The sequence below is a fragment of the Salidesulfovibrio onnuriiensis genome (assembly GCF_008001235.1).
In the GTDB taxonomy this organism is placed as follows: Bacteria; Desulfobacterota; Desulfovibrionia; order Desulfovibrionales; family Desulfovibrionaceae; genus Pseudodesulfovibrio; species Pseudodesulfovibrio onnuriiensis.
Window position 1 is genome coordinate 1,674,250 of record NZ_CP040751.1, and the last position, 23,972, is coordinate 1,698,221.

Sequence of the window (23,972 nt, forward strand, 5' to 3'; positions counted from 1 at the left end):
TCCGATCCTTTGTCTGGAATCGGCGGGAAGGGATTTCCGGACGATGACAGCTCGATCGGTGACGATCTGCTGAACCTCGATGATGTCAATTCGCCTCCGGTTGCGCAGCCCGCCACCAACGCGGTGCTGGAGGACCATTCCATCTCCGGCAACGTGGTGGCCACGGACGCCGAGACCGCCGCTGCCGACCTGGTCTATGCGCTGACCGGCGCGGCACCCACCGGCCTGACCTTCAACGCGGACGGCTCGTACACCTTCGACGCCTCTGACTACGACTACCTGACCGAGGGGCAGACCGAGGACGTCACCGTCACCTATCAGGTCACGGACGAGGCCGGCGCGACCGACACCAATACGCTGACCATCACGATCACCGGCACCAACGACGGCCCGGTGGCGCAGCCCGCCACCAACGCGGTGCTGGAGGACCATTTCATCTCCGGAAACGTGGTGGCGACCGACGCCGAAACCGCCGCTGCCGACCTGGTCTACGCGCTCACGGGTACCGCTCCCACCGGCCTGACCTTCAACGCGGACGGCTCGTACACGTTCGACGCCTCTGACTACGACTACCTGACCGAGGGGCAGACCGAGGACGTGACCGTCACCTATCAGGTAACGGACGAGGCCGGTGCCACGGACACCAATACGCTGACCATCACGGTGACCGGCACCAACGACGGCCCGGTGGCGCAGCCCGGCACCAACGCGGTGCTGGAGGACCATTCCATTTCCGGCAACGTGGTGGCCACGGACGCCGAGACCGCCGCTGCCGACCTGGTCTATGCGCTGACCGGCGCTGCCCCCACCGGCCTGACCTTCAACGCGGACGGCTCGTACACGTTCGACGCCTCTGACTACGACTACCTGACCGAGGGGCAGACCGAGGACGTGACCGTCACCTATCAGGTAACGGACGAGGCCGGTGCCACGGACACCAATACGCTGACCATCACGGTGACCGGCACCAACGACGGCCCTGTGGCGCAGCCGGCCACCAACGCGGTGCTGGAGGACCATTCCATCTCCGGCAACGTGGTGGCCACGGACGCCGAGACCGCGGCTGCCGACCTGGTCTATGCGCTCACGGGCGCTGCCCCCACGGGCCTGACCTTCAACGCGGACGGCTCGTACACCTTCGACGCCTCTGACTACGACTACCTGACCGAGGGCCAGACCGAGGACGTGACCGTCACCTATCAGGTAACGGACGAGGCCGGTGCCACGGACACCAATACGCTGACCATCACGGTGACCGGCACCAACGACGGCCCTGTGGCGCAGCCGGCCACCAACGCGGTGCTGGAGGACCATTCCATCTCCGGCAACGTGGTGGCGACCGACGCCGAGACCGCCGCCGCCGACCTGGTTTACGCTCTCACCGGTGCTGCCCCGACCGGCCTGACCTTCAACGCGGACGGCTCGTACACGTTCGACGCCTCTGACTACGACTACCTGACCGAGGGGCAGACCGAGGACGTCACCGTCACCTATCAGGTCACGGACGAAGCCGGCGCCACGGACACCAATACGCTGACCATCACGATCACCGGCACCAACGACGGCCCGGTGGCGCAGCCAGCCACCAACGCGGTGCTGGAAGACCATTCCATCTCCGGCAACGTGGTGGCCACGGACGCCGAAACCGCCGCTGCCGACCTGGTCTACGCGCTCACGGGTACCGCCCCCACCGGCCTGACCTTTAATGCGGACGGCTCGTACACGTTCGACGCCTCTGACTACGACTACCTGACCGAGGGGCAGACCGAGGACGTGACCGTCACCTATCAGGTCACGGACGAGGACGGCGCGACCGACACCAATACGCTGACCATCACGGTGACCGGCACCAACGACGGCCCGGTCGCCCAGCCCGCCACCAACGCGGTGCTGGAGGACCATTCCATTTCCGGCAACGTGGTGGCCACGGACGCCGAGACCGCCGCCGCCGACCTGGTCTATGCGCTCACGGGCGCGGCTCCCACGGGCCTGACCTTCAACGCGGACGGCTCGTACACCTTCGACGCCTCTGACTACGACTACCTGACCGAGGGGCAGACCGAGGACGTGACCGTCACCTACCAGGTCACGGACGAGGACGGCGCCACGGACACCAACACCCTGACCATTACGGTGACCGGCACCAACGACGGCCCTGTCGCCCAGCCGGCCACCAACGCGGTGCTGGAAGACCATTCCATCTCCGGCAACGTGGTGGCCACGGACGCCGAGACCGCAGCCGCCGACCTGGTTTATGCGCTCACGGGCGCGGCACCCACCGGCCTGACCTTCAACGCGGACGGCTCGTACACGTTCGACGCCTCTGACTACGACTACCTGACCGAGGGCCAGACCGAGGACGTGACCGTCACCTATCAGGTCACGGACGAGGACGGTGCCACCGACACCAACACGCTGACCATCACGGTGACCGGCACCAACGACGGCCCGGTGGCCCAGCCTGCCACCAACGCGGTGCTGGAAGACCATTCCATCTCCGGCAACGTGGTGGCCACGGACGCCGAAACCGCAGCCGCCGACCTGGTCTATGCGCTCACGGGCGCGGCACCCACCGGCCTGACCTTTAATGCGGACGGCTCGTACACGTTCGACGCCTCGGATTACGACTACCTGATCGAGGGCCAGACCGAGGACGTCACCGTCACCTATCAGGTCACGGATGAGGATGGGGCCACGGACACCAATACGCTGACCATCACGGTGACCGGCACCAACGACGGCCCGGTGGCGCAGCCGGCCACCAACGCGGTGCTGGAAGACCATTCCATTTCCGGCAACGTGGTGGCGACCGACGCCGAGACCGCCGCCGCCGATCTGGTCTATGCGCTCACCGGCGCGGCACCCACCGGCCTGACCTTTAATGCGGACGGCTCGTACACCTTCGACGCCTCTGACTACGACTACCTGACCGAGGGCCAGACCGAGGACGTGACCGTCACCTATCAGGTCACGGACGAGGCCGGCGCCACGGACACCAACACGCTGACCATCACGGTGACCGGCACCAACGACGGCCCTGTGGCGCAGCCGGCCACCAACGCGGTGCTGGAGGACCATTCCATCTCCGGCAACGTGGTGGCCACGGACGCCGAGACCGCCGCTGCCGACCTGGTCTATGCGCTCACGGGTACCGCTCCCACGGGCCTGATCTTCAACGCGGACGGCTCGTACACCTTCGACGCCTCTGACTATGACTACCTGACCGAGGGGCAGACCGAGGACGTGACCGTCACCTATCAGGTCACGGACGAGGAAGGGGCGACCGACACCAACACGCTGACCATCACGGTCACCGGCACCAACGACGGCCCGGTGGCGCAGCCGGCCACCAACGCGGTGCTGGAAGACCATTCCATTTCCGGCAACGTGGTGGCGACCGACGCCGAGACCGCCGCTGCCGACCTGGTCTATGCGCTCACGGGCGCTGCCCCCACCGGCCTGACCTTCAACGCGGACGGCTCGTACACGTTCGACGCCTCTGACTACGACTACCTGACCGAGGGGCAGACCGAGGACGTCACCGTCACCTACCAGGTCACGGACGAGGACGGCGCCACCGACACCAACACCCTGACCATTACGGTGACCGGCACCAACGACGGCCCTGTCGCCCAGCCGGCCACCAACGCGGTGCTGGAAGACCATTCCATTTCCGGCAATGTGGTGGCCACGGACGCCGAGACCGCCGCTGCCGACCTGGTCTATGCGCTGACCGGCGCGGCACCCACCGGCCTGACCTTCAACGCGGACGGCTCGTACACCTTCGACGCCTCTGACTACGACTACCTGACCGAGGGCCAGACCGAGGACGTGACCGTCACCTATCAGGTCACGGACGAGGACGGTGCCACCGACACCAACACGCTGACCATCACGGTGACCGGCACCAACGACGGCCCGGTGGCCCAGCCTGCCACCAACGCGGTGCTGGAAGACCATTCCATCTCCGGCAACGTGGTGGCGACCGACGCCGAGACCGCCGCCGCCGACCTGGTTTACGCTCTCACCGGTGCTGCCCCGACCGGCCTGACCTTCAACGCGGACGGCTCGTACACGTTCGACGCCTCTGACTACGACTACCTGACCGGGGGCCAGACCGAGGACGTGACCGTCACCTATCAGGTCACGGACGAGGACGGGGCGACCGACACCAATACGCTGACCATCACGGTGACCGGCACCAACGACGGCCCGGTGGCGCAGCCAGCCACCAACGCGGTGCTGGAGGACCATTTCATCTCCGGCAACGTGGTGGCCACGGACGCCGAAACCGCCGCCGCCGACCTGGTCTACGCGCTCACGGGTACCGCTCCCACCGGCCTGACCTTCAACGCGGACGGCTCGTACACCTTCGACGCCTCTGACTACGACTACCTGACCGAGGGCCAGACCGAGGACGTGACCGTCACCTATCAGGTCACGGACGAAGCCGGCACCACGGACACCAACACGCTGACCATCACGGTGACGGGCACCAACGACGGCCCGGTGGCCGTCGACGATGCCAATACCATCAGTGAGGACGCCACCGACCCGGCCACCGGCAATGTGCTTGCCAACGACACCGATGCCGATGCCGTGAACCTGACCGTGACGGATGTTGACGGCACCGAGGTGCAGGGCAGCGCCCAGATTCAGGGAGACCATGGAACCCTGACCATCCATGCGGACGGCTCCTATTCGTACGATGTGGACAGCGACAGCGACGCGGTGCAGCAACTCGACGACAATGAATTCCTGTCCGACTCCTTCTCCTACACCGTTTCGGACGGCCAGGGCGGCACGGATACCGCTTCCTTGGAAATCACCATCGAAGGCCATGACGATACCCGTGTCATCATCGGTGAAAACGGCGATGACATCGATCCCATCTCAGGAGGCTCCGCCGACGACATCCTGTCTGGCGATTTCGGCGGCTCCGAGGCCGGAACCAATACCACGCCCCTGGACTATAACTACGTGGTCATGATGGACACCTCGGGATCCATGAATGATTATGGCCGGTTGAGCGATCTCAAGAGCGCCATGATCAGTATGATCGATTCGCTGCAGAACGAGGTGAACGCCAAGGGCAACACCGTGACCCTCCGGCTCATGACCTTCGACAACAATGTGGACGGACAGCAGACGTTCACCCTGACCCAGGGCGGCAGCAACTGGGCCGCCAAGGTTTTCATCAACAACATGTCCGCCGGTGGCGGCACGAACTATGAAGACGCCCTTCTCGACGCCAAGACGTGGATCATGAATTCGGCCCCGGACGCGGACAAGACGCATGCCTTGTTCATCTCCGACGGCAAGCCCACGTTCTACAACCAGGGCGAATCCAATACCGTGGCCGGGCCTGGCTACAAGGTGGACAACAGCACCCTGGAAAACCTCTTCGGCAAGAAAAATACCGGGTGGTGGTCGGAAAGGGATTCCGTGAACGACGTCCAGGAACTGCACGATGTGGTGGACAGCATGCGCACCGTGGCCATCGGCATGAACGAATGGCAGTCCCTGGATAGCGCCCATGTCAACGTGGACGGAGTGAGGATCGACACCCAGGGCGAACTCATGGATGCCCTGGACAGCACTGGTGACGCCATCATGCTGCAGAACAGCTCGCAGCTGAACCAGACCCTTTCCGCCATCGTTGAAGACACCCTGGACCTGGTGGATGCCGGTTCGGACGTGGTGGACGGCAATGCCGGCAGCGACGTGATCTTCGGTGATTCCATGGATACCAGCGCCCTGGCCCTGGCCCACGGAATCAATCTTCCCGAGGGCTCCGGGTGGGAGGTCTTTGAAAAGCTGGAGTCCGACCACGGCTGGACCCGCGAGGAGACCGTCGAATACATCCGGACCCACCACGAGGAACTGGGCGGGGAAGTGCTCGACCTGGACGGCCACGGCAGGGAAGGCGGCCATGACCTGATTCATGGCGGCGAGGGCAACGACATCATCTACGGGCAGGAAGGCAACGACACCATTTACGGTGACAGCGGGGTGGACCTGCTCAACGGGGGCTCCGGCGACGACGTCCTGTTCGGAGGGGCCGGAAACGACACCTTCGTGGTGGGTGACGGCGTGGACTCCGTGCATACGGGCGAGGGAGCCGATACGATCTACATAGCCCCTTCCGCCCTGGGCGAGGGCATGGATTCCGGCGCCCAGTACATGATCGGCGAGGATGTGATCAAACTCCACGAGGATCTCAACCTCCAGCAGATCAACTACAACCAGTCGACCGACATCGCGGAGCTGATTGCCAGCGACAGCCACGGCAACGAGATCGTGGTCAACCTGCACGGTGTGGAACGCGTTGATCTCAGCGCATTCGAATCCCACCTCAACGACCCGAACCCTGCGGATGACATCATCCAATACGTCATCGACTCTGGAAGCGGAGGAGGACATCCCTAGATCATCATGAATACGGGAAAAGAGAAGGTTTCCACTCCGGGATTCCCTCGCTGAACACTACTGTCTGAAAATGGAACCGATGCAATTCAACCGTTGTTACAACTCAATATTGATGGGAACTGATATGAAACACCTTATTATCGCCATGCTGATGTCCCTTCTTTGCGCGGGACCGGCCTTCGGGGCCGATTCCGGCTCCACCTCTCTGAAGGAAAGTGCGGCCATTGCCGTCAAGCAGCACCCCCAGGTCAAGGCGCTTCTGCACAACCGGGATGCCATGTCGCGCAATCTTGCCGCCTCGCTCGGACGCTTTTTCCCGTCCCTGGATCTTTCCTCCAAATACGGCTTCCAGAATTACAACAGCGCGGGCACCCGCAACAGCGGCACGGAAGACAAGACCAATACGGCCTCGGACAGCACGCTTTCCATGACGGTGAATGTGTTTGACGGCATGGACCGGTACAACTCCTACAAGGGGGCCGGAGACCGTTTCGAATCCGCCAAGCACCGCTTGGAGGACAACATTGAAACAGTGGCTCTGGATGCGGTCCGCGCCCATGTCGATGTCTTGCGCAACCGCAAGCTGAAGCGGATGGCCGAGGAGAATGTGCAGTCGCACAAGGAAGTCCTGAATGACATCCTCGAACGCGTCAATGTAGGGGCCGGTAACCGTGCGGATGAAATGCAGGCGCGGGGCCGGCTGGCCCGGGCCGAAAGCACGGTGATTTCCTATACCAGTGCGCTCGAATCCTCCGAGGCCGCCTATGTCCGCGCCACGGGGACGACGCCCCAGAATCTGGAACCCGTTGCCTATACCCCGGCGCTTCTTCCCGACGACGTGAAAAAGATCGTCGCGGTGGCCCTGGAGAAGAACCCGAAAATCAAGGTCCGAAAGGCGGATTGGAACGCCTCGCAAAGGGACAAGAACGTGACTGAATCGGACATGTATCCGGAGGTCGATGTCGTTCTCAGCAGCCGCTACACCAATGATCTGGATGGCGCTGAAACCTATGTGAAGGACAACCGCGCCATGCTGCAGTTCTCCTGGAACCTGTTCAACGGCGGTTCGGACTACAATGAGATCAAGTCGGCCGGCTCCCGGGTGCAACAGGCCGAAGCCGAACTCATGAATGAAACGGATGATCTCATACGCCAGATCACCTCGGGGTGGGCCGAATACGAGGCCGCCAAGGGACAGGTGGAGAAATACGAAGAGGCGCTGCAGTACAGCATCCAATCCCGGGATATGTATCTGATCCAGTTCCGGGTCGGGCAGCGTTCCCTCCTTGATGTCCTCGACGCGATCAACGAGGTCTTTTCGAACATGAGCCAGCTCGAAACCGCCAAAAGCAACAGGGCCTTCAGCCTCTACAAACTCAAGACGCTTCAAGGCGAACTCATCAGCACCCTGGAAATTGTCGATATGCCGAAATCGTAAACGAAATTCAAACCAAGGCTGCCGGGATACTTCCTGCATTTCCCGGCAGCCGTCATTGCTGTAACAAATAACTTCATTCCGCTTTCCGCCAAGAATCACCCATGCACTTATCCGAAGTTGCAGTTACAATGAGGTTATTCCCATGTTTACTAAAAATAACGTCACCCCCAAAACCAATATTTCCCCTGAATTATCCAGGCAGTTCGATGAAGTGCTGAACGAGGGGGCATCATTGCCCACTATCAGTCCATCGTCGATTTTCAAAGCGGCGCCATTCACGGCTGGGAGGCCTCTTCCGGAGGGGCGCAGGACGGAGAACTGGAATCCCCGTTGCGCCTGTTCGAAATAGGGGCGGCCCTGGGACGCCTTTTTGAACTTGAAACGCATTGCTTCAAGACGAGCGTCAAGTATTTCAACCCGAGGAGCGGAGGGCAGAAGCTTTTCATCAATGTCCATCCCGACGCATTGCTCGACCTCCGTTTTTCCGCAAGCCACGGGCTCGAGATGGTCAAGGGCCATGGCCTTGAACCCGGCGATGTGGTCCTTGAGATCACGAGCCAGTCCTCGTTCGAGAACCTGGACGTGTTCAAGCGCAAGCTGGCGTCGTTTCGAAAGGAAGGCTTTCTGCTTTCCATTGACAATGTCAGCATCGAGGATTGGCGCATCAGGCTCATCTCCGAGCTTCAGCCCGACTATATCAAGCTGGGCAGCTCCTTGGTGGGCAATGTCCACAAGGACCAGGTGAAACGGGCCCTGGTTGAAGCCTTTGCCGCTTTTGTGAGGAAAATAAACGCAAAGCTTATTTGCAAGAACATCGAAACGCGCGAGCAGTTGCTTTGCCTCATGCACGTGGGCGTGGAATATGGCCAGGGGCTCTACCTGGATTATCCCGACCAGTCGTTCAAGGAGAGCGACATTGGCCTGGACCTGCCCGTGACGTCTCCCAAGAACTCGGAATCAAGACGCATTCCCATAGAATATCTTACGATCCAGTCTCTTGTGGTTTCTCCGCAGACCACGGTGCGCGGCGTCCAGGCCCTGTTCCGGCAGCAGCACGTCTCCTGCATCGTGGTCGCCGACCGGGGAAAACCAAAGGGGCTGATCACCGAGCACAGGCTTTTCCGGAAACTGGCGAGCCTGAACAGCAGCTCCATCGAACATCAGAGCATTTCGGCCGTCATGGACGACATGCCGCTGATCGTGGACGTCGCCACACCGGTGGAGCTTGCGGCCCAGTTGGCCATGGAGCGCGAGCCGTCCAAGCTCTATGAGGAAATTATTGTCGTGCGTGAGGAAGAGGTTCTGGGGACGGTGCCCGTGCATGTCCTCATGAATGCCAGGGCCCGTATCCAGGTGGAGGCGGCCCGGGATACCAATCCGTTGACCGGTTTGCCCGGGAACAAGGCCCTTGAACACGAACTGAATTTCTTTATGAAGGTAAAGCCCGTATTCTCGATAATTTATGCCGACCTGGACAATTTCAAGGTTTACAATGATGCCTACGGGTTCATCAACGGAGACCGCCTGATAAAGCAGGCGGCAAAGACACTCGTCCATTGCGCAAGCGAACATGGCTCTCCTGATGTAAAGGTCTGCCACATCGGCGGCGACGACTTTGTGATCATCACCGCCGATGAAACCGTGGAGCCCATGTGCGCCGCAATCCAGCGCCGGTTTCAGCGGGACGTGCAGGAGTTCTACAGCGACGAGGACCGGAGCCGGGGCTGGACTCTGGCCAAGGGCCGGGACGGCGTCGAACGGGAATATCCCCTGGTGACGATATCCATGGGGGCCGTGCAGGTCGGGGGCTCCTGCTCGCTCATGGAGATCGGAGAGAGGGCCGCCCACGTCAAGAAATTCGCCAAGTCCTATCAGGGGCAGCCGGTTTCCTTTGACCGGCGGGGCGCCCTGGGAACTGCCGACGGGAAACGCGCCGCCGAACGCAAGAACTGACTGGATTGCAATGAGATCAGCTTGTTGGCTGTACTATTTTGGCGGCTGCCGGGTTCCTCCCCGCAGCCGCCATTTTCTTGATTTCCTAGGCCGCTTTCGATGGCGGGTTCAGGGTGTTCAGCAGGGCCTGCTCGAACCCGAAGGGTTCCTTGCGCCCCAGGGTCCACTTCAGGGCGCCCAGCAAAATCCACAGGGTTGCCAGGGGCAGCACGATGGTGCGGATCACGAACAGGGTGATCAGGTTGATGAAGCGGTCCATGGTCTGCTCGGCCTTTTCCTCGGCCTTGCCGAATTCCTCCTTGATCGTTCGCTTCCACTCCATGGCCCGGTCCCATGCGCTGGCGTCTTCGGGCGGGGTTCCCTGCATGGTCAGGGCCTGCTGCAGGGATTCCAGTTCGCCCTTGGTGGCCTCGATGTCCTCCAGGCTTCTGGCGTACTGCGCGGGCGTGAACCGGGCGTCGATGAATTCGAAGGCCAGCACGGAAACGGGGATGAGCAGCCGCAGCACCAGGGCGGCCAGGATCAGCTTGGCCCCCATGGTCAGCAGGTTGAAGCTGCCGAGATGCGGCCGCCAGAGGCCCAAGGCCAGAACGGCGAGTCCCAGGCTCAGGATCACTTGCAGGGAAACCCACGGCACCAGGGCGAGGATGAATTTCTGGATGCCCACGGAAGTCATGGACGCCAGGAATATCCATGAGGCCCGTTCGGCCATGTCGTTGACCGGGTCCAGCACCTGGCCCACGGCCAGGTCGATGCCCACGCCAAAGGGCGAGACCTGCACCGAGGTCTCCTGGATGAGGGAGATGGTGGCGTTGAGGGCCTTGGCCGCGCCGAATGCGATGAGCGCCTGCTGGAAGGTTCCGTCCAGGTGCTCCATGGCCCTCTGGTCCAGCGAGGTCGGTTCCCCGGGCGTCTCCAGTGTGGCGGCGGTGTGTTCCCGCAGCTGCACGGAAACCAGCAGCGCCAGGAGAAGGAAGCTCAGGAGTCCCTTGCGGAAGCGCGGATGATCGTATGCTTTCATGCCCCCTGCATACCAGCCTTTGTCGCCCGTGCAAACTCAGGGCACGGGGCCATTCTCATTTGTGACAAATGGTTTATTTGCTCTAAGCCGGTTGAATACGGTGCCGTGTTGTGATTTAATCGCGCGCCACTTGTGGGAGAGTGAAGCAGCATGACCGGAATCGTAGTCCAAGACACAACCAATCTTCTCAACGCCATCGCGCGGGGGGCCGAAGCCCTTTCCTGCGGCGCGGGCTGGCCCGACGGCATGGAAACGCTCCTGGCCGAACTCGGCAACGTCACCGGGGTCAGCCGGGTGTTTCTGTTCCAGGTCATTGACCGGGGCGAGGATTATATTGTCCAGGACTACATCGCCGAGTGGGTGGGCGAGAGAAAATATGCCCTGCTGGGCGACGACGGCCTGAGCATGTTCCGCACGGAACGCTCGGAGCCCGAATACTGGGCCATTCACGAAAGCCGCAAGGCAGGCAGCCATCACGCCATCATCGTTTCGGAGCTGCCCGACTGCAAGGTCCGGCGGCTGCTGGAAGGGCAGGGCGTCCGGTCCATGCTGACCATTCCCCTCATGGTGGACGGTCGCCAGTGGGGGGTGCTGGGCCTGGACGACTGCGAGCGCGAATACCGCTGGAGCGAAAGCGAGGTGGCCCTGCTGCGGACCGCCAGCTCCCTGCTGACCAATTCCATCCTGCACGCCCGGCTGCATGCCCGCCAGCAGCAGTTCGACATTCTCAAGCGCTTCACGGACTGCTTCGCCTGGGAGCTGGACCTCAAGCGCATGCTGCTCTGGATTTCGGGCGACCTGTCCGGCGAGCCCGGAGGCAGGGAACTCTACCTGACCATGAACAAGGCCTTCCGCATGGTGCATCCCCGGGACCGGCGAGCCCTGACCCGGGCGGTCAACGAGCACATCGCCTCGGGCGAAAAGACCTTTCGCCACGACGTTCGGCTCTACCGGCCCGGCGGAGGCTGGACCTGGGCCGAGATCATCGGCTCCCTGGAACGCACCGAACATGGGGAGCTGCGCCAGTTCGCGGGAATCGTGGTGGACATCCGCCGCCGCAAGGTCAAGGAGATGAAGCTCCAGGAACAGGCATGCCGGGACCCGCTTACCGGGGCCGCCAACCGCCGTACCTTTGAGCGCAATCTTTCCTTTTACGTGGACCGCGCCCGCAGCGAGGCCATGGATCTTGCGCTCCTTGCCGTTGATTTCGACCGCTTCAAGGAGATCAACGATACCTGGGGCCACCCGGTGGGCGACATGGTGCTCAAGAAGTTCGTGCGCATCTCCGAGCAATGCCTGCGCGGCGGCGACGTGCTGGCCCGCATCGGCGGCGAGGAGTTCGTGGTGCTGCTGCCCGGCGCGGGAATGGATTCGGCCGTCCGCGTGGGCGAACGCATCCGCGAGGCCGTGGCGGACCTGGGCCCGCTTCTCGAGGCGGGCAGCATAGGCTTCACCATCAGCATCGGCTGCGCCATCTGGGACGATGCCATGTCTCGGCCGGACGATCTCCTGGAGGCTGCGGACAAGGCCCTGTACGAGGCCAAACATGCCGGACGCAACCGGCTGGTCTGCCATTCCGGGGATTGCCCCCTGCCTTCGACCGAATCCTGATCCCGTTATAATCTTTCCCTTTCCCTGCTTTTGCGGCCCGCTTCCATGGTTGCGGCCTCGATTCTTTGCTATGCAGAAGATACTCGGAGAAAACCATGGAGGACGCCATGAGACGTGCGATTATCAGGGCCCTTGGCGGGCTGGCGCTGGGCTTGGCCCTGCTGCTGGCCGGATGCCAGGCGCAGAAGTCAGCGACCAAGACAACCATTCCCGCACCCGCACCAGCCCCCGCGCCCAAGCAAGAGAAAGCCCCTGTTCCGGAGGCTCCCGCGCCGGTGGCCTCCGCACAGGTCACGGGAAGCGGGGCCGTGCTTCCGCTGCGGGTGGACATGGACTCCCTGGAAGACTGCGTGGACTGGAGCACGGTTCCGGAAGGTTTGAGACCTGCCGACCCCTACGAGGGCGCGCGCGAACTGCCCGGCGAGCGCCTCGGGCTCACCGGCCCCATCATTGCCAAGAGCACCTCGGCCAAGAAGCCCTACATCGTGGTCTACGACTCGGCCGGGGCCCTGGTGGGCGGTTTGCTGCTGGAGGAGGTTCGCAAGGAACCCGACCGCCTGGAGTTTCTGTTGCAGCGGGCCATGGAGCGCTGCGCCATACAGAATCGCATGGCCCTGGAGGTCATGCGCGTCAACGGCAGGCTGGAAGAGTAGGGGGGGAACATGAACAATATCAAACGCTATTTCGTTTCCCTGGCATTGGCCCTGGCCCTGGCCGCGGCGCTCACTCCCGTGGACTCGTATCCCTTCGAGGCGCAGGAACCCTCGGGCGAGCAGTTCCTCGGCCTGGTTCTGGGCAGCACCGGGTGCCTGACCACCATTGCCGGAACAACCCTGGAACAGGCCGGCGCCGACCAGATTCTCGGCCTGGCCAACAAGTACATGGGCACGGCCGCCGAGGCCCTGCAGGGGCAGGAGGTGGGGGTGCACGGACTCGCCTGGAGCACCCGAAGCGACGGCTACTACATCACGTACAAATACCAGTGGATCTACGGCTATCCCAACAAGGCGGAAGGCCACCTGAATCTCACGGTCAACTGCTCCGTGGACCCGGCCGGTCCTCTGGCGGGAAGCAACGATGCCTATAGCGGTTTCGTGATCACCGATGTGCCGGTGACCAGGGAAGGGGGCACATTCGTCCCGGGCAAGCCCGAAAAGATTACGGTCTGCACCAGGCCAAAGGGGGCGTCGCTGGTGACCAGCGTGGCCTATTACGACGGGGATGGCGGCATCATCCGTTTCCCGGGCACCCTGTATCCGCCCATCGGGACGGGCGACCGCAGCGCCGTGTGCGACGGCGCGGACTCCAAGCTGGAACATCTGCGCAAGTCCGGCGCATCCGGACATGACATTGAAATCGCCGGGCAGCAGGTTTCGGAATGCCGCGAGGCGGCTTCGGCCAAGGTCAAGCTTGACCTGGGAAAGGGGTTCAGCATCGACCCCCTGATCCTTTATGACAAGAAATGGAACTCCGGCCTGTTCGTGACCGACTCCTACGGGCTGCTGACGTACAAATTCGACGTGGTTCCCGAACCCGTGTCCGGCGTGAAACCCGATCAGTGGAAGTACACGGTCAAGCTGGACCCCGCAGTGCTCGGCGGCGCGAAGGAAGAGCCATGGACCCCGCCCTACGAGCCCCAGATCAAGATGGGGGGATCCCTGTCCTGGGGGCTGACGGATCCGTTTTCCATAACCCCGGCAACGTCCCGGTATGCCGGTATGCCCGCGCTGACAAAGCAGGTGTTCGTCATGCTCGACGGCGGGGCCAAGATGGCCGACATCGGGCGCAGCATCGGCCGTTCCTTTGCGGGCACATCCTCCACCGGCATGGGATTGTTCGGCGGTTTCCAGCCCTGGTACCTGGCCGGTTGGGAAACCATGCTGCTCCTGGATGACTGGGATTATTACGGCGACGACCTCATGGGCATCGATTTCGGCATTGCCGTGGCCGAGGCCGTGCGCGCCGCGGGCGGCGGGGAAACCGAAGCCCTGCGCATGGGCGCGTTCGCCATCGGCTGGGCGGGCGGCACCAAGGAGGAGGCCCACCTCCTGGCTTCCGGCAACTACAAGGAGCCGGACCTGCGGGGCATCCTGCTCATGCCGCACATGCCCTTCGCGCTCATGGCCTACCGCGACATGCAGAAGGTGTCCTTCAAGGACAGCGGCTTCTCCACGTCGCTCCTGGAAGACAAGCAGCCCGGTGAATTCATCAACCTGCAGGTCCAGCTCGACTTCGGCTTCGGCCCCGCCATCTCCAGGGCCAAGGTCGACCCCAAGGTCGTCGAGGAGCATCCCAAGCTGGGCGGGTTCTCCAACTTCACGTTCGGCCAGCACCGCTTTGTCGGCATGGACGGTTTCAATTACACCCCGGGGGAGGCCGCCTGGATCGACAAGATGATCGAGCGTCGCCGCGCCGAGAAGTTCATGAGCGGTTCGCTTTGGGACAACAGTTTCTTCGGCACCAAGGTCCGGGATTTCACCGGAGTGGAAAAGGGCGATGCTTCGTTCAAGGTCAGCCCGCACGTCCAGTCCGTGTTCATGGAGCAGAATCTGAACCGGGATGTGCAGACCGCCGTGGTTCCCGACGACCCGCTCTTTGCCCCGCGCAAGGAGGACAGCTCGGCAGGATCCATGCTCAAGCAGGGCCTGAGTTTCACCATGGGACTTTTCGGCGTGGGCGGACAGAGCTCCACGGAAAAGGAAGCGACCTGGCAGTGGTATATGCCGGTCATCGGCATGCGGCCCATGGGCCAGGGCTCGGCCTGGGACGTCTTTGACGGCGCAAAACCCAACACCGTGGTGGCGGTTATCGACTCCGGCCTGGACCTGAAGCATCCGGACCGGCCCAGGTACCTGTGGACCAACGAGGACGAGATCCCCGGCAACGGCATCGACGACGACAACAACGGCTATGTGGATGACGTCAACGGCTGGAACTTCCTCAACGAAACCCCGAATGTCCAGGACGACTACGGCCACGGGTCGTTCGTTACCGGCATCATCGCAGCGGCCACCAACAACGGCCGGGGCATGGCCGGCATCAACCCGGGCGCGCAGATCATGACCCTCAAGGTCACGGGCCGCGACGGTCTGGCCAAGAGCCTGAACGTTTACCGCGCGGTCCGCTACGCCGTGGACAACGGAGCCCGGGTCATCAACATCAGCCTGGGCCGGAACAAGGTCTCCAGGCTGGAGCAGATCGGCATCAACTACGCCTGGAGCATGGGATGCCTGGTGGTGGTCGCCGCGGGCAACCAGGCCGGGCGCATCTCGGAATACGGCCCACCCGGCGTGCCGCGCGCCCTGTGCGTGGCGGCCACGGACTTTGACGACAAGCGCCGGGGCACCTCCAACCTGGGTCGCACCGTGGTCCTGGCCGCTCCGGGCGAGGGCATCTATTCCCTGTCCTCCAGCACCGGCAAGCATGACGGCCGGATCATGCCCATGGGCGACACCGAGTACCACACCCTGAATGGGACCTCGTTCTCGGCCCCCATGGTGGCGGCGGTGGCCTCGCTCAAGTGGGCCGCGCAGCCCGCATTGACCAACCGACAGATGGCCAACCTGCTCATGGCCACGGCCCGCGACCTGAACGAGGCGGGCTGGGACGTGCGCACGGGCGCCGGCATGCTGGACGCGCGTGCGGCCATGCAGGCCGACGGGACGCAGGCCATGGGCGTGCGCATCACCGACCTGATCGTCGGCCGCACCAGGCGGACCATCGACTGGGTGGACCTCTACGGCGTGGTCAGCGGGCCGGTGAAGGACTTCACGGTTGCCGTGGCCAGCGAACAGAACCCGGACGAGGGCGACTACAAGACGGTCTACAGCTCTTCGGGCCGGGAAGTGGACAACGGGTTGCTCTGCCGCATTCCAGGAAACATGATCGGCAAGCAACGCTGGACCTTCCGGCTCACGGCCCGGGGAAAGGACGGCAGCGTCCGCTCGGTGGCGATGGGCTTCGACAAGGACGGCCAGGTGCTCTACTAGCCGGACGCAATGAAAAGGCCCCGGCCCGGATGAACCGGGCCGGGGCCTTTGTCGTGTCATGGGGAGGGGCTATTCCGGGCTCTTCATCATTTCGGCCATGAGCCGGGCCGCATCGTGGACGTCCTTCATGGAGATGGACTCCTTGGTGGTGTGGACGTCCTTCATGCCGTTGCTGATGTTGATCACGGAGTAGCCCTTGCCGAACAGGATGTTGGCGTCGCTGCCCCCGCCGCAGGGGACCCCGTCGAAGGCCAGGCCCAGTTTTTCGCAGCACTGGCTGGTCTTTTCCAGCAGGGGGCTGTCCTCGGGCACGGTCAGGGCCGGGTAGGATATTTCATACGTGAAGTCGATGCTTCCGCCAATGGCCGCAGCCGCTTCGTCGCAGCACTGTTCCATGTGCTCGAGTTGCTTCTTGAGCTTGGCGTCGTCCAGGGAGCGCGCCTCGGCCGTGAGCGTGCAGGTCTCGGCCACGATGTTGGTCACGGTGCCGCCCTCTATGTGGCCCAGGTTGGCCGTGGTTTCCTCGTCGATGCGCAGCAGGGTCATGCGCCGGATGGCGTCGGCGGCCAGCTGGATGGCGGAAACGCCTTTTTCCGGCTCCATGCCCGCGTGGGCGGGCTTGCCGTGGAAGGTGATGGTGATGCCCGCCTTGGCCGGGGCCTTGACCACGGTGGCGCCGATGGGGCCGCCCGAGTCGCTGACCACCACCTCGGTGACCGGCAGGTCGGCCGAGGCCATGTTCTTTGCGCCGTGCATGCCGGATTCCTCGGCAATGGTGAACAGCAGGTACAGGTCCGGGTGGGGGATCTTCTCCTCCTCCAGGTGCATGGCCGCTTCCAGGATGGCCGCGATGCCCGCCTTGTCGTCGCCGCCGAGCACGGTTTCCCCTTCCGAGGAGACTATGTCGCCATTGACCACGGGCTTGACGCCCAGGCAGGGGGGCACACAGTCCATGTGCGCGGAAAAGGCGATGGCTTCGCCCGGTCCCGTGCCCTGGATGCGCACGATCACGTTGCCGGTTTCGCCGTTGCAGAGCTTGCCCGCGTTGTCCACCCGCGCCAGCCAGCGGCGCTCGGTGGCGAAATTCGTCAGGTAGTCGGCCATGGCCGCTTCCTTGAAGGACGGACTGTCGATGCGCACCATGTCGAGAAAGTTTTTCAGGAGCCTTTCTTTATCCAGCATGTAACCTCCGCTAGCTGTGACGATTTCAGGTCTGTTTTTTTATAGGGTATTGACTTTTCTGTCATTGCCCTCTAATAACTCCGCCGGAAGACGTATAAATGCACCAAAATCGCATTTTTTTCAACGAATAGTGGCGAAAAAGCAAAAAAACGTCTTGTTTTTTGCTGATCGAACATCGATCCCTTCCTGCTCCTCGCCGCGTTCGTGGTGTCCCATATTCAAGCCCATAACGGTCGACCCGCCATAGTACCGGTATTGGTTCGTGTGCTCAAGCACGCGCCATATCCCGTGGTCGTCCGTACGTTTTCCGCCCGTCTTCGAACCCCGGGGGCGGGTCCTGTTCAACCCAAAACGAGGGGGTAATAACACATGAACGATATCCTGATCACTTCCGATTACGGCGTGTTCACGGTTCTTGCGGGCGTCTGCGCCTTTTTCTTTTTCCTGGCCCGCAGGACCTGCTGGAAAATTTTCGACTACCTGCCGCCGCTCCTGTGGATTTATCTCACTCCCATGCTGCTTTCCAACGCCGGAGTCATCCCGCATTCCAACCCGGTCTACGGCACCATGAAGGTCTACCTCATTCCCATGTTCCTGACCATCATGCTTTTGGACGTGAACGTGCGCGCCGCGTTTTCCTCCATGGGCCGCGTGGTGGCGGTCATGCTCTTCGGCAGCGTGGGCGTGGTCGTGGGGGCCGTGGTCAGCTACAGCCTGTTCAAGGGCCTGATGGGCCCCGAGATCTGGAAGGCCTTCGGCACCCTGGCCGGTTCCTGGATCGGCGGCACGGGCAACATGGCCGCCGTGGCCGGGGCCGTGGACATTTCCAAGGCCGATATGGGCCTGGCCGTGCTGGCGGACAACGTCATCTACGTGGTCTGGCTGCCGCTGCTGCTGACCTCGCGCAACTGGGGAAAGTGGTTTAACAAGTTCACCGGAGTCACGGAAGAGCACTTCGAGCGCATGAAGGAACTGGCCGAAAGCCTGGGCAACAAGAGCAAGGAAGTGGCCATGCACCACGTGCTCTATCTCGTGTTCCTGGGCCTGCTGGTCATGACCGCCGCCAAGGTGGTGGCCCCGTACATGCCGCAGCTGGAGCCCGTGTTCAACACCTCCACCTGGACCGTGCTCCTGGTTTCCACCTTCGCGCTGCTGCTTTCCCAGACTCCGGCCCGCACGATCCCGGGCTCCCAGCCCATCTCCATGGCCCTGGTCTATCTGTTCGTGGCCCGTATGGGCGCGACCAGTTCCCTGGAAGGCCTGGCCCAGGCTCCCTGGTTCATCCTGGCCGCCTTCCTGTGGATCGTCATTCACGGCGCTTTTTGCCTGCTGGGTGCGCGCATCTTCAAGCTGGACGTTTCCAGCGCGGCCATCTGCTCGGCGGCCAATATCGGCGGCGCAGCCTCCGCACCGGTGGTGGCCGCGTTCCACGACGAACGCCTGGTGCCCCTGGCCGTGCTCATGGCGCTCATCGGCTATGCCGTGGGCACCTACCTGGCATTCGGTGCGGCCCAGCTCTGCTCCATGATCTAGCGGGCCGCCGAAGAACGGCAAGCCGCTTCATCAACGTAAAGACAAGGCCGGTTCCCGTGGGGACCGGCCTTTACTTTTCGCGTCTGAGGGTGATGAGGGTGATCTCGGGCGGTGCGCCCAACCGCAGGGGCGGGCCCCAGTAGCCCGTGCCCTTGTTCACGTAGAGCTTGGTGCCGTCCACGTCGTGCAGGCCCCTCACATAGGGCTGGAAGCAGCGGATGACCTCGGTCCAGGGGAAGAACTGGCCCCCGTGGGTGTGGCCGGAAAGCTGGATGTCGTAGCCCGCCTTGCTGGCCTGAAAGACCGACTTGGGCTGGTGGGCCAGCAGGATGGAGACATCGTGCTCGGGCGCGCCCTCCCTGGCCTTGGCCGGGCTGGAAACATGAGAGGGCTTCATGCGATAGGCCTTGAAGTCCGGCACCCCGGCCAGCAGGATTCTGCCATCCCCCTTTTGCACCAGCACGTGTTCGTTGACCAGCGGCTTCATGCCGATTCCCGCAATGGTCTCGAGCCAGGAATCCACTCCCGAGTAGTACTCGTGGTTGCCGGTGACGAAGTATTTGCCGTAGGGCGCGCGCAGGTCCTCAAAGGGCTTCACGTCCGGGTGCAGCCACAGGGCGTGGCCGTCGATCATGTCGCCGGTGTGCACGATCATGTCCGGCTTCAGGTCGTTGACCATTTTCACGCAGCGGGCGATCCAGTCGCCCTTGATGGTGGGGCCCACATGGGTGTCCGAGAGTTGGACTATGGTGAAGCCGTCCAGGTCCGCGGGCAGATTTTTGATCGCCATGTCCACCCGCACGATGTCGGGCATGCGCCGGGCCTCGTGAATGGAATAGGCCGTGAGCGGCACTGCGGCCGTGAGGATCACGGCGTTGGAAACATTGACCAGGAATCGGCGGCGCGAAGGGTCCGGCCCCTTGAAGAATATCTTGCGCTGGTTCGGGCGCACCCTGCGGAAGAGCCCCAGGAACCAGCGCAGCAGGAGCAGGCCGTCGCGGGCCAGGGACAGGACAATGACAAAGGAGATGAAGCCCAGGGTCACGAAGCCGACCCAGTCCACCGCGTCCAGCAGGGCCGGGTTGTGGCCGTTGGCCCGGATGAACCAGGTCACGCGCTGGCCCAGGATGACAGCCGCCAGCAGCAGCCACAGCAAAAGACGCTTTCTCGGGCTCAGGGGCAGGGGCGAGATGATCCGCCATCCGAGATAGCCGATGATGCATGCTGAGACTGACAGGACGATCAGTAGCCACATATCCGTGACGCTCCATATTCGGTTTTACAGTATTGTGAACTAAAATGACCAATGATGCAACAGGGTTGGATTACACGCCTTGTTTCGCGCCGCGAAAGGAGGAATTTGTAACGCTCGGGAATCGTATGTCTTTTTCTTAACTATTTGAAATAGTAAAAATTTTATTTTTGGGTAAAGCATTGAAATGCGGCCTGCCGATATGGTGTTTTTTCGCGCCGGGGCTGGCGCCATGCGGGTGCGGGTGCTATAAAAACGGGAACCATGCTTCGTTCATCAAACCCGAGGGAAAGACCATGACGGAATTCAAGAGCGTCACCGTGGAGGAATATCAGGAGTGCCTGCGTCAGCCGCCGCTGGTGGCCCAGACCGCCTTGGGCCCGGTGGAATACGCGGACCGGGGTGTGGGGCCGGTCCTGCTTTCGGTCCATGGCGGTCCCGGGGGATATGACCAGGGCCTGGCGCTTGCCGAGTGCTTCCGCAAGAACGGTTTCCGGGTCATTGCCCCTTCGCGGCCCGGGTACCTGGGCACGCCCCTGGGAGAGGGAACCACGCCGGAAGGGCAGGGTCAGGTGTTGGCAGCGTTTCTGGACGCCCTGGAGCTGGGGCCGGTGGCCGTGGTGGGAGCCTCGGCGGGCGGCCCTCCGTCCTATGCCCTGGCCCAGCAGCGGCCCGATCTGGTTTCCGCCCTGGTGGAGATCGATTCCGTGGCCATTGCCTACACCAAGCAGCAGGAGCTGAGCCGGACCGAGGAAGCCGTCTATCTGAGCCGGCCGGGCGTCTGGCTCATGGACTGGTTCATGCGCCACTTCCCGGTGCCCATGGTCAAGGAGTTCCTCAAGAGCGAAAGCTCCCTGGAAGGGCATGCCCTGGACGAGCGGGTGCGGCACGTGGTGGACGACCCGGTCAAGCTCGGTTTTGTCCGGGTCATGACCCGGACCATGAGCGACCATTGGGACCGGAGAAGGGAAGGAGTGGACAACGACCTGGCCCTGCTGGGGGCCATCGACCGGCTGCCCATGGACAGGATCCGCTGCCCGGTGCTTCTGCTGCACGGCGACGCCGAGGCGGATGTGCCCATGGCCCATGCGGAATACGCCCATTCGGTCCTGGCCGATTCCGAGCTGTACCGCATCCGGGGCGGCTCGCACATCGGATTCTGGGTCTCGGACAATGCCGAGACCGCCCAGCGTCATGCCGTGAACTGGCTGCTGGATCGCTTTTGCTCGGAAATCAATCCGGCACGATCTCAGTACCGATGCCCGACCGGGTGAACATTTCCAGCAGCACGCAGTTCTCCACGCGGCCGTCGATGATGTGGGCCTTTTCCACGTGCTCCAGCGCCTCCAGGCAGCAGCGGATCTTGGGGATCATGCCGCCCTGGGCCGTGCCGTCCTCGATGACGCCGAAGGCCTCGGTGCGGGTCATTGAGGTGATCAGCTCGCCTTCCTTGTCCAGCAGCCCGGCCACGTCCGTGAGCAGGTGCAGCCGCTTGGCCTTCAGGGCCGCGGCAACGGCTCCGGCCACGGAGTCGGCGTTGATGTTGTAGGTGTTGCCCTCGTCGTCCACGCCCACGGGCGCGATGACCGGGATGAAGCCGGCCTGCTCGATGGAGCGGATCACGTCCACGTTGACTTCGGCCACTTCGCCCACTTTGCCCAGGTCGATGATCTCGGGCGCGGTGTCTTCCTTCTGGATGGCCAGTTCCTTGCGTTCGGCCTTGATGAGCATGCCGTCCTTGCCCGAAAGCCCCACGGCGCGGCCGCCGTGCAGGTTGATGAGGTTGACGATCTGCTTGTTGACCTTGCCCACCAGCACCATTTCCACCACGTCCATGGTGGCGTCGTCCGTGACCCGGTAGCCCTGGCGGAACTGGGTGGGGATCTTGAGCGCCTCCAGCATCTGGCCGATCTGCGGGCCGCCGCCGTGCACCACCACCGGGTTCACGCCGATGTACTTGAGCAGGATGACGTTGAGGGCGAAGGCCTTCTTGAGATTCTCGTCGATCATGGCATTGCCGCCGTACTTGATGACCACGGTCTTGCCGAAGAATTCGCTGATGAAGGGCAGGGTCTCGATAATCCCTTTGGCCTGCATCTGGTAGCGCTTCATGTCGCGCTCGGAAATGGGCTGCTTTTTCATGTTGTTCGGTGCACTCCGGTTGATTTGAATCTGCCCGATACTTGCCCAAGGCGCGGCCCCTGTCAATGCGCAAGCATATCGAAGGTTTTGCGGATGACAAGGCGGGCGGCTTCCGATACCGTTCAGGCTGGAACACCCGCAACCGGCACCTGATCGAGGAACCATTATGACGCCGTATCGCTTTGACCGCATGGAACTGGCCGGGTCCCTGGGGGACCTGGGAACGCTGCTGCCCCTGGCCATCGGCATGGTCATGGTCAACGGGCTCGACCCCGTGGGCCTGTTCGTCAGCGTGGGGCTGCTCTATCTCCTGGGCGGCCTCTATTACCACGTGCCCATCGCCGTGCAGCCCATGAAGGTGGTGGCCGCCTATTCCATTGCCACGGCAGCCACCCAGGCGCAGATCACGGCCTCGGGCCTGCTTCTGGCCGCCATGCTCCTATTTCTGGGCGTCACCGGGCTGGTCAACGCGGTTTCCCGGCGCATTCCCAAGGCCGTGGTTCGCGGGGTGCAGCTTTCCACGGGCGCGCTGCTCATGGGCAAGGGAGCGGGATTCATAGCCGGGACTTCCGGGTTCCAGGTGGAGGCGGGGCTGGCCGAGCCCTATCTGTCCATCCAGTCCCTCGGCCCCGTCCCCGTGGGCGTGCTCATCGGCATGGTGCTGAGCGCCGCCGCGCTTTTGCTGCTGGACAACAAGCGGTTCCCGGCAGCCCTGGTGGTGGTCGTGGCTGGCGCGGTCTCCGGTTTGCTGCTGGGGGCCTGCTCCGGCCTTGCCGCCATCAGCCCCGGCCTGTACCTGCCGGAGATCCTGCCGTTCGGTTTCCCCTCGGGCATCGACTTCACCTGGGCCCTGCTGGCCCTGGCCCTGCCGCAGATTCCCATGACCCTGGGCAACGCGGTTATCGCCAACCGCGACCTGAGTTTCGAATATTTCGGGGACCAGAGCCGCAGGGTCACGGACCGGGCCCTGTGCATCAGCATGGGGCTGGCCAACGTGCTGGCCGCGCTGCTGGGCGGCATGCCCCTCTGCCACGGCGCGGGCGGGCTGGCGGCCCATTACCGTTTCGGCGCGCGCACGGGCGGCTCCAACCTGATCATCGGCGGCCTGTTCCTGCTCCTGGCCCTGCTGCTCGGGGCCGGGATCATTCACGTGCTGCGGGTTATGCCCCTGGCCGCCCTGGGCGTGCTGCTCATCTTCGCGGGCGTGCAGCTCGGCCTGACCATTCTCGACCTCAAGAGCCGTGACGAGCTTTTCGTGACCCTGTGCATGGTGGGCGTCACGCTCGGCACCAACCTGGCCTGGGCCTTTGGGGCGGGGTTGTTTCTGGCGTTTGTCCTGAAGAGAGGAAACGTGAAGGTTTGACACGGCCGCCGATAAGGGCCCGTCTACTGTGTTGCCTCAAGAAAGCCAGCTCCTCACGT

13 protein-coding genes are annotated in these 23,972 nt (G+C 63.0%); 9 read left to right on the forward strand and 4 right to left on the reverse strand.

Annotated features, from left to right (window positions below; all coding sequences use genetic code 11):
• The first annotated feature begins 9 nt into the window (after positions 1 to 9).
• From FGL65_RS07670 to FGL65_RS07680, 3 genes are all read left to right on the forward strand, one after another.
• Entirely contained in the window at positions 10 to 6,429 is a 6,420-nt protein-coding gene (locus tag FGL65_RS07670; protein ID WP_187170584.1) for a cadherin-like domain-containing protein, read from the forward strand.
• A 124-nt stretch (positions 6,430 to 6,553) separates the two neighbouring features.
• Complete coding sequence (locus FGL65_RS07675) at positions 6,554 to 7,867, forward strand: TolC family outer membrane protein (protein WP_147820637.1); 1,314 nt, start codon at positions 6,554 to 6,556, stop codon at positions 7,865 to 7,867.
• A 228-nt stretch (positions 7,868 to 8,095) separates the two neighbouring features.
• The gene (locus tag FGL65_RS07680; protein ID WP_348981338.1) at positions 8,096 to 9,820 is read left to right on the forward strand and encodes a GGDEF domain-containing protein; all 1,725 of its coding nucleotides are present in this window, start codon (positions 8,096 to 8,098) and stop codon (positions 9,818 to 9,820) included.
• A gap of 85 nt (positions 9,821 to 9,905) precedes the next feature.
• Here the strand turns inward: FGL65_RS07680 and FGL65_RS07685 are convergent, their stop codons facing one another.
• On the reverse strand, positions 9,906 to 10,841 hold the full coding sequence (locus FGL65_RS07685) for a hypothetical protein (RefSeq protein WP_147820639.1): 936 nt from the start codon (positions 10,839 to 10,841) through the stop codon (positions 9,906 to 9,908).
• A 150-nt stretch (positions 10,842 to 10,991) separates the two neighbouring features.
• Between FGL65_RS07685 and FGL65_RS07690 the strand changes: the two genes are divergently transcribed.
• The 3 genes from FGL65_RS07690 to FGL65_RS07700 all read left to right on the forward strand — a co-directional run bounded on the left by FGL65_RS07690 (position 10,992) and on the right by FGL65_RS07700 (position 16,441).
• Positions 10,992 to 12,452 carry a sensor domain-containing diguanylate cyclase gene (locus FGL65_RS07690; protein ID WP_147820640.1) on the forward strand — a complete coding sequence of 487 codons (1,461 nt, stop codon included), beginning with the start codon at positions 10,992 to 10,994 and terminating at the stop codon, positions 12,450 to 12,452.
• Positions 12,453 to 12,559: 107 nt separating this feature from the next.
• On the forward strand, positions 12,560 to 13,105 hold the full coding sequence (locus FGL65_RS07695) for a hypothetical protein (RefSeq protein ID WP_147820641.1): 546 nt from the start codon (positions 12,560 to 12,562) through the stop codon (positions 13,103 to 13,105).
• Positions 13,106 to 13,114: 9 nt separating this feature from the next.
• Entirely contained in the window at positions 13,115 to 16,441 is a 3,327-nt protein-coding gene (locus tag FGL65_RS07700; protein ID WP_147820642.1) for a S8 family peptidase, read from the forward strand.
• Positions 16,442 to 16,510: 69 nt separating this feature from the next.
• Here the strand turns inward: FGL65_RS07700 and FGL65_RS07705 are convergent, their stop codons facing one another.
• Positions 16,511 to 17,623: a M20/M25/M40 family metallo-hydrolase gene (locus FGL65_RS07705; protein WP_147820643.1), complete on the reverse strand. Its 1,113-nt coding sequence runs from the start codon at positions 17,621 to 17,623 to the stop codon at positions 16,511 to 16,513.
• A gap of 369 nt (positions 17,624 to 17,992) precedes the next feature.
• Between FGL65_RS07705 and FGL65_RS07710 the strand changes: the two genes are divergently transcribed.
• Complete coding sequence (locus FGL65_RS07710; protein WP_147820644.1) at positions 17,993 to 19,156, forward strand: DUF819 family protein; 1,164 nt, start codon at positions 17,993 to 17,995, stop codon at positions 19,154 to 19,156.
• Positions 19,157 to 19,226: 70 nt separating this feature from the next.
• Here the strand turns inward: FGL65_RS07710 and FGL65_RS07715 are convergent, their stop codons facing one another.
• Positions 19,227 to 20,411, reverse strand: a complete 1,185-nt coding sequence (locus tag FGL65_RS07715) for a metallophosphoesterase (protein WP_147820645.1) — start codon at positions 20,409 to 20,411, stop codon at positions 19,227 to 19,229.
• A 293-nt stretch (positions 20,412 to 20,704) separates the two neighbouring features.
• Between FGL65_RS07715 and FGL65_RS07720 the strand changes: the two genes are divergently transcribed.
• On the forward strand, positions 20,705 to 21,682 hold the full coding sequence (locus tag FGL65_RS07720; protein WP_147820646.1) for an alpha/beta fold hydrolase: 978 nt from the start codon (positions 20,705 to 20,707) through the stop codon (positions 21,680 to 21,682).
• On the opposite strand, the gene argB is transcribed toward FGL65_RS07720, so the two are convergent.
• Complete coding sequence (gene argB / locus FGL65_RS07725) at positions 21,642 to 22,550, reverse strand: acetylglutamate kinase (protein WP_147820647.1); 909 nt, start codon at positions 22,548 to 22,550, stop codon at positions 21,642 to 21,644. The two genes, FGL65_RS07720 and argB, sit on opposite strands and share 41 nt — an antisense overlap.
• A gap of 166 nt (positions 22,551 to 22,716) precedes the next feature.
• Between argB and FGL65_RS07730 the strand changes: the two genes are divergently transcribed.
• Positions 22,717 to 23,913, forward strand: a complete 1,197-nt coding sequence (locus FGL65_RS07730; RefSeq protein ID WP_147820648.1) for a putative sulfate/molybdate transporter — start codon at positions 22,717 to 22,719, stop codon at positions 23,911 to 23,913.
• Positions 23,914 to 23,972 lie beyond the last annotated feature (59 nt).